Here is a 10,473-nt window from a genome sequence, read left to right as displayed (position 1 = left end):
TTCATCGCCTCGTCCTTCCCCTCTCGGGATCAATCGGCATTCGCAGCTCGCGCATCTCGCGAGCTACGTCGCCAAGTTCAGTGTGAAAAGCACTACGCTCGCCTTGCGTCCCATCGCGGCAGGCTGCGTCAGTGCCTGTCCGGCAAGTAATTCGCCTGAAACCAGCCTCGAACGCACCTTCCATTGCGCGCGCACGCCGGCGCCGGCTCCCACTAGCGTGGGCCAACCGCCTTGCGCGACGAGATGCGCCTTGCCGCCGTCGACGAATACATAGGACTCCCAATGACCATCGCGCCATGCGGGCGCATTGGTCCAGACGCATTCATTGCGCAGATAAAACCCGCTATCGCCGCTGACGCTGCCCTGCGTGAAACCGCGCACGGTGTCGCTGCCGCCGAGAAAGAGCTGTTCGTTGCCGAACAGCGCATCGTGGCTGTATTGGCCGGTGAATGTGCCGCGATAAGTCCAGGCGGTCGGCCCGATATGCCCTAACGGCATTTGCAGCGTGGCGCTCCAGTCGAGACGCGTGAATTGCGCGTGCGCGTCGGCCTCGCCGATGCCATGCGCGTCGTGTACCGCGGCAAGCCACGGCACGCCCTGCGCCACTCCGGTTTCCGCGGTGAAGGCAGCGGGTTCGCCATGCGATGAAAAGTGCCAAAGGCCCGATACGCCCACGCGCAGGACCGTCAGACTCTGCGGCGCGAGATCGATGTCATTGATGTCGCGTTCGGCGCGCAGCTTCGTCAGCGTCGCATCCACCGCGAAGCGCGACGCCGAAGACCGCGCAAACACGTAGTTCCAGCCGATGCTTTGACTGAACGTGCGGCCCATCAACAAGGCGGTATCGCCGATGGCCTGCTGATACTCGGACACCGAAGTCGTGTAGCTGAACGTGTGAAAGCCGTACGGCACGGCAGCCGAGAAGACGACCGCATTGCTGTCGGTCGTGCCGATGTAGGAGATGCCGAACGATTCCTGAAAGCCGAGCACGTTATCGGCTTCCGCACCCGCGCGATATCGCAGCGTTCCCGTCGAGGAGGAACCATAGTTGTCGATGCCGAAGTTGTAGGCGAAACGCTTGCCGTAGGCATTCTCGATAGCGACGATCGATTCGCCGCTGGCCTGTCCCGGCAGGATCTGGATCTGTGCTTGGTTGCGCCGCAAGCGGTTGATCTGGTCCACGCCTTGTTCGAGATCGGGCAGCCGCAGTACGTCGCCGACGCCTTCGGGAAACGCCCATGCGGTACCGGCATCCGTCAGCAATCCGCCGCCGCTCGTCTTCGGCAAGCCGCTCTTGGGCAGGGGCGGCGCGGGACGCAATGCGGCGCCGTTGAGCATGATGCCTTCGATGCGCCCCGGCACGACGGTGACCGACAGCGTGCCGGATGCCAGATTCTGCGGCGTGCTCAAATAGACGCGCGTGGTGATGTAGCCCTCGGCGATATAGGCCTCGGTCAAGCGCCGCAGCAGCAGATCGATTCGATTGCGGCCGAGGTGCTTGCCGATGAACGGATGCGCAACCGCATCGAGTTGTCGCGCGGACAACACCGTGTCGCCGGCAAAAACGACATGCTCAATGAGAAACGTCGGCCCGGTCTCCGGCAACGATTCGATGTCTGCACCCGCTGGCAGATTCGGAATCGTGGGCAGCGCGCCGGGCGCCGCCTGAATCTGCGCCGGCGCGGCATCGAGTTCGCGCTGGCGTTGACGTGCCCGTTGCTCGTCGAGCAAGCGCTGCCCCGGGTCTTGCACGGCAGGCAGCGCGGGCGGCAAGCCAGGCGGCGGGGGCGTTTGCGCAGCCGCTTGCCATGCCGCGCTCACGAGCGCGCAGGTGGCCACGGTACGAACGAGTGCCGTTCTCACAGACCGAGCCATGACACGAGCCCGACGTGATTACCGATTCCCATCGGTTGCCGATAAGGCGGAGCGATCGTGACGATGCCATTCGTTGCGCTCACACCCTTTGCTCCCGAAAACGCACCACCCTGTACGACACCCTGCCCGACAAGACGCACTTCGCCCGATGCGGCAGTGAAGAGCCCGCCGTCATCGGCCGCGTAAATCGCCGCCCAGCTATTGCCGAACCATGCCTTCAGCCCCGTGTTGCGGTTGTACGCGGTGTAGCCTCTCACCCCTTGCGCGGAGACGATGGGTGCGGTGACGGTCACATTGCCGTTTTGGGAGTAGACGTTGCCGCCGATGTTGACGGCCTGCGTGCCGGCCGTGATCGCAATGTCATTGCTTGCCTCGATCGCCCCGCCGAACGATTGGATGGTGCTCGATGCGCTCTGATGGCAAACGATGAAGCAGGAGCGGCGAAACGATGCCGATCCGGTGAACATGGCCTGATTGACAACTTGTTGCTGCGCCGTGATCGCGATGTTTCCGCCGTTCGCGAGCAGCTTTCCGTCCGGCGTCTTGTCACCGTTCGCGATGACGCTGCCGCCGCCGTTGATGACGTTGCGGCCGGTCAGCGAGACGCCGCCGGCGTCCGACACGATGTACGAGAGTTGCGCGGGCGCGGGCAGCGCGCCATAGTCGACCGAAAAGCCGTCGTCGTTCGCCGCGAAAACGAGCCAGCGATGACCGTGGCTCGAGTAGCTCGTCAACTTGCCGCCATTTGCGCCTTCGGTATGGTCGATGACGTTATCGATATCGCCCTGAGCCGCGATTGAAACGCTGTAGTTCGATTCGATACGCGCGTTGCGGTTGGTCACATTACCGCCCGCCGTCAGCGATACGTCGTCGTTGCTGCCGAAGATGACGCCGAGTGTCGAAGGCTGCGAGGTATCCGACGCATTCGTCACTTCGCCGGTAGCCGAGAGCGTGACAGCGCCCTTCGATTCGGTGTTGTCCGAGATGCGTGTGACGCCCTGGATCAGGCTGCTCGTATTGGAGATGTCACCGGTACTTTTGATGAGAACGCCGCCCTCTGCCGACGCGATCGTCGATTCGCTGGTGCCCGCGTTCGACGCCGAGAAGCCGCTGCTCGAGAACGCGATGTCGCCACCCGATTGAACGTGGGCGGCCGTCAGCGAGATTGCGCCGCCAGCCTGTGCGGTGATGCGTCCGGCTGCCGCGATGCTGCTGCCCTGAAGCAATTGAACGTCTCCCGCCGCAGTCAGCATGAAATCGCCGGCGTTTGCAGCGAGTGTGCCGGCACTGCGAACACCTGCACCGAGGTCGTTCGCAATGAGGTGGATGCTGCCTGCCGTGATGCTGCCCGTCGGCTCGACATCGATGGCAATGGCATTCGGATTGGCGATCTGACTGTTGGCAAGCGAGAGCCAATCGTTGCCGTTGTCATTGGGGGAGATTCCGGTATTCAGCGTGACCTGCGTCGTACCGGCCACTGCACGCACATAGGCGGTGCCCGAACTGAAGCTGTTCTGCACGGGCCCGTTGATTTGAATCTGCTTGGCGATGAGCTCGAGCCCGATCAATGTACCGGCCAGCCCGCCGGCGCCGATTACGATGGTGCCGCCCTGCGTGTTCAGTACGACGTTGCGCTGAAACTGGCCCGAGGCCAGTTGCACGTCGGAGAAGCTGACTTGGCCCGTCGTCAGTGCGACGTGACCCGTGTTGACGAACGAGCCACCATTGACGGTGATGCCGTTCGGGTTCGCGAGGATGACATTGGCTCGCGGGCCCGCAACGGTGATGTCGCCTTGAATCAGGCTTGGGTTCGTCCCGGTGACCTGATTGACGATCGTGCGAGCGTTGATGCCCGAGTTGTCGAGCGTGGCGCCGGCTTTGCCGACGTTGAAGCTGGTGTAGGTGTTGTTGGATACGCCATAAACGGCGGGCGCGATTGCAATCGTCTGCCGGCCGTTCGCAGCGGTCGAGACAGTGGTGGCCGTGCCGCCGTCAGCGACGATGCCTTGCGCGCCTGCGCCTTGCGCCGAATGCGGTACGGCGATCGATAGAAATACCGCAGTGCCCAGATATCGACCGAACCACGACGGCGTCCTCCGTTGCGTATCGACCGTCTCACCCGTGAGCCCCGCACGGTGGTTACGGAATTGCATGGTCTTCTCTCTGCGCGTCGACGGGGCCGTTTGTATCGCCTCTCGCTCATGCGCTTGTTATACGAACTTTCTTTTTGCAAATCTCTTTGCCGCGGGCTTGAAACTGTCTGTGCCTGTCGCCACGGCAAACGGGAGAAATGCTATCAGACAAATCCGTTACTAATGGTTACAAAAATTCTTTCGAATTGAAAGGTCTCCGGCAGGCGACTCACGGCTTCGTTCAATGTCGTTCGAATTTTGTAATGTTCGACGAGTGCAAGCAGATCCTTGCGACCACAGGCTAGGTATCGCTGTATAGCTGACGACATCGAGATCGTCGCAAAATCATGCGCACCGAATTCTTTCAAATTACTATCCATTTGTTTCCACTTCCTTTCTATGCTCGCTCGGCAAAGGGCGTGTCTGCTGTTGCAAAAATCTGACTGTTTCCCGGCTTCGAGTCATGCGCCGGAATACCGCTCAACGCATCATTTGAGGAAGCAGCCGAATCGCCGCAACCTCTTTGGAACGCTCGTTGCGTCAATACGGGTTGTCCATCCACGCATCGTTCACTGCGGGAAGAATGGCCGATTGCACACATGACGGCCGGCGATCCCGAGGGGGGAAGGCAATGAAGGAATCTTCTGCCACGCTGCGCGATTTGCGCCCCACCCAGTTCGCAGTTGGCATGATTCACGTCAGACGAAAAATGGCCGAGACCCGCGCGGTTTGCGCCGATTCGCGCTATGCCTTCATGGAGCAGCGTGCGATTGCGGTCGTGCGCGGTCCCGGCAGCGTGCTGCATGTCATCGATCATCATCATTGGGCTCGAGCATGGATCGAACTGGGCATCGAACGCGCGCCGGTGCAGGTCAAGATGGATTTCCGCGACCTCGACGACATCGACTTCCTTGCGGCCATGATGGAGCGAGGTTGGGTCCATCCCTTCAACGAGCGGGGCGAAAAAGTCGACATCGGGACTTTGCCACCTTCGATAGCGCAGATGCCGGACGACCCGTATCAAAGCCTCGCGGCCTTTCTGCGCATCGCCCGTGTGTTTGAAAACCCCGGGGAGTTCAACGCAAAATTTGCATGGGCCGACTATCTGCGAGAACACGTCAGCGGCGACTCGGGGACGATCGAGGGATTTGCCGAGATGCTGGCGACGGCATTTCGCTTTGCGCATACCCCGGAGGCGCGAGCGCTTCCGGGGTATCGTCCTGAGGCTGCGAGGTGAATGGGCTTCGTCGCGGAGTTGCCTGTCGATCATATTTCTCGATATCAGGAGCTTGCGATAGCCGCCCACTGTGCCCCAGCGGTTCTTGAAAACGCCAAGGCCCAGTACTTGGACTTAGGCCGCAGGCGCTCTTATTGACCCACGGACAAGCCGGCCAGCTTGGCCACGCCGTTCGCTGCCTCGATGCCCACATCTTCCGCGACGACGTCGATCCCGTTGATGGCCGAATGAGCTTCGTCTTCGACTTCGAAACTCGCATCGCCAACATTGACGGTCGCTTTGATGTGATCGCGCCCGGCAAAAACGCCGAGCATGACGCGTGCGACGCCCGATCGCGCGGCGTAGTCGGTAACGGTGATCTTGACCGGCACGCCGGTCGGCCCGACCTTCACGCCTGCTTTTTTCGCTTGCTGGTCGAACGCGTCGATCAGCCCGGCGCGCACCGCCGCGCTGATCTCGTGACCATTGGTATCGAGGGTGGGCTCTGCCACGCCTGAACCCAAGCTCGTTTTCAATTGCGCATTGCCGGTATGCGCGGCATCGATATTCGGCTGCGTCGCGGCACAGCCTGCCAGCGTGAGCACAGCCACCGCCCCCGAGATTGCAAAAATCTTCGAAATCATCGTTTCCCTCGTTTGATTGGTTTTCGCATTCCATCCCCCCGTTTTGCATTGAGGACGGACACTGTCGATAACGGCAGATCGGGGACGAAATTAAGGGGGACTGAAAGTGGCGCGGCAGCGGCCTGCCACGGCTGCGCTACTTCCTGACGATGACCAACGCGATACCTCCGAGCACCGCGGCCGAGCTGGCCAATAACCTCGGCGTCAGCGGTTCGCCGAGCAGCGCTATGCCTCCCATCGCTGCGATGACCGGCACGCTCAATTGCACGGCGGCCGCGGTAGCCGCCTTCAGCTCTCTCAAGGCGGCATACCAAAGGATATAGCCGATGCCGGAGGTCAATGCCCCGGAAAGCATGGCATACATCACACCGGATGCTTCGAACGAGAACGCCCCGAACGCGAGTACACTCGTCGCCGCCGTGAACGGCACCGTTCGCAGGAAATTTCCTGCGGTGGTCGTCGTCGGATCGCCGGCGCGCCTGCCGCGTAACGAATAGATACCCCACGCCGCGCCGGCGCTCAGCATCAAAAGGGAAGACCGCAGCGGCGGCGCCGAAACTCCCGGCAGAACGAGCCAGATCAAACCGCCGAGCGCGAACGCCAAGCCCACCCATTGACGTGCACGCAGACGTTCGCCGGCCCAAAGGCCGTATCCGATCATCGTGGCCTGCACGGCACCGAAGAGCAGCAACGCACCCGTCCCCGCGGGAAGAGCGACGTATGCGAAAGAAAATCCGCACGCGTAAGCGAAAAGTGCGAACGCCGAATACCAATTGCCCGCTATACCCTGCGGACCGCTCCGCACCCGCACCATCACCCAGAGCACGAGCGCGGCGGACACCACCCGCACCAGCGTAAATGTCGCCGCATCGATTGCACCACTACGCAGCGCCAAGCGGCAAAGCAACGAGTTCCCCGCAAAGGCGAGCATCGCGAGGACGGTAAGCAAGGCGATCCGTGTGCGCGGCATGAAACCCTCGATGCCAGTCAGGGGCTTGCAGCCCCGTAGGCGCACTATACCGCGCGTCGTACGCGGTTCAAGGTCGTCAAGCGCATTTGAAATCCGAGCCACTTCGCGCGTGAGCGCGCAAAGTAAAAGCGAGCCAGTCGTCAATGACCGGTCTCTCGTCCAGAACGGCTAAGAGACCGGTCCTTCGATTGCAACCCTCGGCACAAGCCACTACGCGTTACCTGACTTCCGGAAAATCGAGCGTCGTGTCGTTCACGCGGTTCACGAGATTCGTGAACGTAATGGACGCGATGGCGAGGTTGATCTCGATGATCTGGCGTTCGGTGTAACCGGCCGTGCGCACCGCGTCGACAACCGCTTCGGGCACAGTGCCACGCGTACCGACCAGCGTTCGCACATACGTCACCAGCGCGTCGCGCTTCGCGTCGCCAGTTGCAACACCAGCGCGCACCTGCTTCATGTCATCGCCCGACAGCCCCGCAAGCTTGCCCATCAGCGTATGCGCAGCGACACAGTAGTCACAGCCGACGTATTCGCTGACGGCCAGCTTGATGACTTCGATGTCTGCCTTGCCAAGCGTGCTGGCAGCCACCGCGGCGTCGAACGCGAGCGCCGCGCTGAGCGCTTCGGGGCTGTGCGTGCCGACGGTCGCGTATGCATTAGGTACTTTGCCGGCGGCCTTCTTGATCTTCGCGAACACTTCAGCGGCTGCGCCGGTTGCCTCTTCAGGGCGAATGGTGGTCAGACGGGACATGATTGACTCCTTCCTTCACGGTTGATGGTTGAACTGCTTAGCCATGTCGTATGGCATGGGAGTCAGTGTAGGGATGTGCGGCGAGTTCTTTAATGCCATACTTCCGCAATTTCATGCTCAAACGTCTCATATGGAACTGCTGGACCGACTGCTCTCGCTGATGCCGGTCACCGGACGGCTCGACGTACGGTGCCACTTCGGCTCGCCATGGCGCATCGACCAATCCGAGTCGAACGAGTGGGAATTCCCCTACCACGTGCTGTTGCGCGGCGAGGCTGTCGTCGAAAGCGACACTGGAGGCAGCGAACCGGCGCTTCGCATGAGAGCCGGCGATATCGTGCTGTTTCCTTCCGGCAGCGCTCACACGTTGCACGACGGCAGCGGCGATCGCCCCCGGGCAGCTCGCGAGCGGCACAAGGACGGCCTCACCATTGTCACGAATGGCAGCGCACGCGGGGGCGCCGATGTGCTGTGCGGGCGCTTCGTACTGCCGGCTGTTCCGCAGCAACTGATGCGCGATCATCTGCCGGGGCGTTTGCTGGTGAGCAGCGTGAGCGAGGGCGACGTCCAGACGCGCGACGCCGCGTTTGCAGCAACCCGGCTTGCCCGACTCATTGAATTGATGCGTGAGGAAGCGTTCGAGCAACGGCCGGGCAGCGCGACGGTCGTCAATCAGCTTTCGGGCGCGCTGTTCGCGCTGACTCTGCGCTGCGCCTCCGAGACCGACCAGGCGCCCCGCGGCCTGCTTGCACTTGCGCAGCGTCAGCGCCTGCAACCTGCTCTCGCGGCCATGTTCGACGAACCGGAGAAGCCGTGGACGCTTCCCAAGCTGGCCGAACTCTGTCACATGTCGCGCGCCACGTTCGCACGTCACTTCGAGGGTGCCATCAACCGCTCAGCGAGCGACGTGCTCACGGACATTCGCATGGCGCTCGCTGGACGCAAACTGGCGCAAACGGGGATGTCTGTGGCCGAGATCGGGGAAGCGGTGGGATATCAATCGGAGGCCGCGTTTCAGCGCATGTTCAAACGGCAAACAGGCGTGACGCCAGCGAAGTGGCGCGCCCGCTCCTCGAGCATCGGGGCATCCGAGGATAGGCGCTAACGGCTGGGTGAGTGTCGATGAGTTGTCCATAAGCCTGAACCATCAATAAAAAAGACCCATAAGTTTCTTGGCTTATGGGTCCGTTTTTCTCAGCTTATGAGGCTAACTACAAAACATGTAGATGGTTGCATAAGTCGAGAAACGGTCCATTGCCAGTCGAGGCTCTCGAGTCGATGCAAATGCATAACGTGAAAATGCCGAATGCATAAGGCAGGGAATTTCCAACCGTGCTCTCTTGGGTTCAACGCGGCCGAATCCTCAGAAGCCTAGCTCTCCCGTCAGGCAGCGGCGGCAAGCACTCCCGGAACGTGCGGAATGGCATACCGTCTTCGATTGCCCAGCTACGAAGTCTGTTTTGATGGCCTTCTTGCAAGGCGCACGACGCCTGTGCTATTTATTCGACCCTGAATACAAAAATACCGAGGGCAACATCATCATGAAACGTAGCTATCTATTAGTCGGCGATAAGTCGTCTGTCGGCGGCACCGTAACGGACGGCGTCCCGATGATGAAGCATCACGGTACTGAGCTCACCTACGTCGGAGCACCGGTCGCCTGTCCCGCTTGCAAATCGACCGGACGCATCGTTCCGAAGGGTCCACGCTGGCCTGGTTCGATGATGGGCAAAGAGCCTGCGCTGGAGGGAGATATCTGCGAGTGCAAATGTGACCCACGTCCCACGATGGTCGCCTCGCAGTTCGACAGGTACCAACGCTTCGACGCTCATCAACTGGCGAGCATGGGTTTCGGTCCGACAGGCAATTCCCTCGCCGACGAGCCGGCAAGCGAGCACTGGATTCGGTTCTCTCTGAAAGATGCAGGCAGTTGCGAAGGCTTACGTTGCCACGCTCACTTCGCCGACGGCTCCGTCGAAGAAGGCATCTTCGATTCCGACAACAAAGTGCATTTTGACCGCCCCAACGCCTCCGTATGTCAGAAGGTCGATGTGGTACTCGCTGCCGGGCAGACCGGCGGTCAGTCAGTCATGGGCAACATCCTAATGGCGATGGTGGGGTGAACATGGCGGATACGACAGCAAGCAAGAATACGGTCGCCAGTGGCTCGTTCAACACCCAGTTGGTTCACGACATCAAGAGCGGTCTGCTGGAAGCAGCCATCGCGGACTACGAGGCAATCGCTACGACCTTCGCCGTCAACGCAATCAGCGATGACAAGGTTCGCCAACAATACAGCAAGCACATCAGGGAAATCTCCGACCAGGTGAGGCAGGAGGTCGCCAATGGCAACATGACTGTGAAGGAGGGTGCCGAATATTGCAGCCAACTGCGCGACAAGCTCTTCGTCGAGTACCGAAAGTACACGTCCGCCGTCGGAGTCGCAAAGGCCGAAGCACTAAAGCTCAAATCCAGAGGATTCGACTACTACCTGAACAAGTACGCTCAGGCTCAGTTCGGCAAGAACTTCGATGGGCTGACGACTGAACAGCGTAACGCTGTCTACTACACTGTGCTGAAGAAAGCCGGCGGCGCCAATGCCGACGTCTCAGCCAAGGTCCGCCGGTTGCAGGTCAGTGCCCGCGTCGCCATTCTTTTCACGGCCATTATCGCGACCGGCGAAGTCATTGGCGCCAAGGACAAAGTGAAAGAGGCCTCTCGACAGGGAAGCATCATCGCGGGTGGCATGATTGGTGGAAGCCTTGCAGGGCTCGCTGTCTCATTCGTTTGCGGCCCCGCTGAGCCCGCGTGCGCTGTCGCGCTGGTGTTCATCGGGAGCAACCTGGGGGGAATAGCGGCCGAAGCTGGAAACGATCTGTACC

The 10,473-nt window shown here is 60.9% G+C and carries 9 protein-coding genes; 4 read left to right on the top strand and 5 right to left on the bottom strand.

Going from position 1 to position 10,473, the window contains the following annotated elements:
• Positions 1–63: 63 nt before the first annotated feature.
• Entirely contained in the window at positions 64–1,875 is a 1,812-nt protein-coding gene (locus VGL01_RS17570) for a ShlB/FhaC/HecB family hemolysin secretion/activation protein (RefSeq protein WP_331571530.1), read from the bottom strand.
• On the bottom strand, positions 1,860–4,028 hold the full coding sequence (locus VGL01_RS17565) for a filamentous hemagglutinin N-terminal domain-containing protein (RefSeq protein ID WP_331571528.1): 2,169 nt from the start codon (positions 4,026–4,028) through the stop codon (positions 1,860–1,862). The genes VGL01_RS17570 and VGL01_RS17565 overlap by 16 nt, the downstream gene beginning before the upstream one ends.
• 610 nt (positions 4,029–4,638) lie before the next feature.
• Here VGL01_RS17565 and VGL01_RS17560 point away from each other — a divergent pair.
• Positions 4,639–5,244 carry a ParB/Srx family N-terminal domain-containing protein gene (locus VGL01_RS17560; protein WP_331571526.1) on the top strand — a complete coding sequence of 202 codons (606 nt, stop codon included), beginning with the start codon at positions 4,639–4,641 and terminating at the stop codon, positions 5,242–5,244.
• A 131-nt stretch (positions 5,245–5,375) separates the two neighbouring features.
• Here VGL01_RS17560 and VGL01_RS17555 read toward each other — a convergent pair whose 3' ends face one another.
• From VGL01_RS17555 to VGL01_RS17545, 3 genes are all read right to left on the bottom strand, one after another.
• The gene (locus tag VGL01_RS17555; RefSeq protein ID WP_331571524.1) at positions 5,376–5,867 is read right to left on the bottom strand and encodes a DUF4410 domain-containing protein; all 492 of its coding nucleotides are present in this window, start codon (positions 5,865–5,867) and stop codon (positions 5,376–5,378) included.
• 136 nt (positions 5,868–6,003) lie between these two features.
• Positions 6,004–6,837, bottom strand: coding sequence for a DMT family transporter (locus VGL01_RS17550; RefSeq protein WP_331571522.1), 834 nt, complete (start codon positions 6,835–6,837; stop codon positions 6,004–6,006).
• A gap of 217 nt (positions 6,838–7,054) precedes the next feature.
• On the bottom strand, positions 7,055–7,591 hold the full coding sequence (locus VGL01_RS17545) for a carboxymuconolactone decarboxylase family protein (RefSeq protein ID WP_331571520.1): 537 nt from the start codon (positions 7,589–7,591) through the stop codon (positions 7,055–7,057).
• Positions 7,592–7,721: 130 nt separating this feature from the next.
• On the opposite strand from VGL01_RS17545, the gene VGL01_RS17540 reads away from it, so the two are divergent.
• The 3 genes from VGL01_RS17540 to VGL01_RS17530 form a co-directional block, all read left to right on the top strand.
• Positions 7,722–8,696, top strand: coding sequence for an AraC family transcriptional regulator (locus tag VGL01_RS17540; RefSeq protein WP_331571518.1), 975 nt, complete (start codon positions 7,722–7,724; stop codon positions 8,694–8,696).
• Positions 8,697–9,054: 358 nt separating this feature from the next.
• The gene (locus tag VGL01_RS17535) at positions 9,055–9,714 is read left to right on the top strand and encodes a PAAR domain-containing protein (protein WP_331571516.1); all 660 of its coding nucleotides are present in this window, start codon (positions 9,055–9,057) and stop codon (positions 9,712–9,714) included.
• A 2-nt stretch (positions 9,715–9,716) separates the two neighbouring features.
• Positions 9,717–10,473, top strand: a 757-nt coding sequence (locus VGL01_RS17530) for a hypothetical protein (RefSeq protein ID WP_331571514.1), incomplete at its 3' end; no start/stop codon positions are given.

Source organism: Trinickia sp. (genome assembly GCF_036503415.1).
Lineage (GTDB): Bacteria > Pseudomonadota > Gammaproteobacteria > Burkholderiales > Burkholderiaceae > Trinickia.
This window is presented reverse-complemented; position numbering and strand designations above follow the sequence as displayed.